Origin of the sequence: Terrabacter sp. MAHUQ-38 (assembly GCF_014518425.1) — a bacterium.
Classification (GTDB): Bacteria; Actinomycetota; Actinomycetes; order Actinomycetales; family Dermatophilaceae; genus Terrabacter.
On record NZ_JACVCU010000015.1, the window covers coordinates 1 to 932 of the forward strand.

Consider the following 932-nt stretch of genomic DNA (forward strand, 5'->3'; position numbering starts at 1 on the left):
GCGGCCTCGAAGAACGCCGGCGTGGCCATGATGAGGTCGTTCCCGGAGTTGACGGCGACTGCCGCAGCCTCGACGTAGTCGGCGCAGATCCGCTGGTCGTAGACCATCCGGCCGACGTTGTCCCAGTCCGTGACCAGCGTGCCGGTGAAGCCCCACTCGCCCTTGAGCACGTCGTCGAGCAGCCACTGATGCGCCGTGATCGGCACCCCTTCGATCGACTGATAGCCGAGCATGAAGGTGCGACAGCCGGCACGAGCCGCCTGCTCGAACGGGGGAAGGAACCACGAGCGCAGCTTGCGCGAGCTGAGGTCCGCTTCGCTCGCGTCGCGCCCGCCCAGGGTCTCGGAGTAGCCCGCGAAGTGCTTGGCGCACGCCAGCACGGCGCTCGGGTCGCTGAGGCCCTCACCCTGGTAGCCCTGCACCATCGCCGACCCCAGCTCACCGATCAGGAACGGGTCCTCACCGAACGTCTCGTTGACACGGCCCCAGCGCAGGTCCCGGGTGATGCACAGCACCGGCGAGAACGTCCAGTGGATGCCGGTCGCCGCGATCTCCGTCGCGGCCACACGGGCGACCCGCTGGAGCAGAACAGGATCCCAGGAGCAGGCCATCGCCAGCTGCGTCGGGAAGATGGTCGCGCCCGGCCAGAACGAATGGCCATGGACGCCGTCCTCGGCGGTCAGCAGCGGAATGCCGAGCCGTGTCCGAAGGGCAAGGTCGATGGCCTCCGGCATCCGCGCGGGTGACACATGCAGGACCGACCCGGCCAGCTTGCCCGACACGATGTCCACCAGGTCCCCATGCTCTGCGTCGAGCATCAGCAGCTGTCCGACCTTCTCCGGCAGGGTCATCCGTGACAACAAGTCCTCGATCCTTGCTGCCACAGGCGCTTCCGGATCCAGGTACGCGGCATAGCGGACCGACTGATTCAC

Annotated in this window: 1 protein-coding gene; it reads right to left on the reverse strand. The window is 67.7% G+C overall.

What is annotated here, in order from left to right; translation table 11 throughout:
• Positions 1–932 (reverse strand): glycoside hydrolase family 3 protein (locus H9I49_RS23305; protein WP_188032800.1); only part of this gene is annotated, 932 nt, incomplete at its 3' end.